Annotated in this window: 1 protein-coding gene; it reads left to right on the plus strand. The window is 58.2% G+C overall.

All coding sequences use genetic code 11. The annotated features are described in order from the left end of the window. Positions 1 to 256, plus strand: a 256-nt coding sequence (locus tag SB764_RS42325; protein WP_410867082.1) for a serine hydrolase, incomplete at both ends; no start/stop codon positions are given.

Raw genomic sequence — 256 nt, forward strand, 5'->3', positions numbered from 1 at the left:
GGCGTACTCTAACCTTGCGTTCGACCTGCTGGCAGATGCACTGGCGAATGCGTCCGGCAAGCCTTATACCCAGTTGTTTGAAGAGCAGATTACCCGTCCATTGGGGATGAAAGACACCACCTACACCCCCTCACCGGATCAGTGCCGCCGTTTAATGGTTGCTGAGCGCGGTGCCAGTCCGTGCAATAACACGCTGGCGGCAATTGGCAGCGGCGGCGTCTATTCCACGCCTGGCGATATGATGCGCTGGATGCAG

It is taken from the genome of Paraburkholderia sp. SIMBA_027, from assembly GCF_046535315.1.
GTDB lineage: Bacteria > Pseudomonadota > Gammaproteobacteria > Burkholderiales > Burkholderiaceae > Paraburkholderia > Paraburkholderia tropica.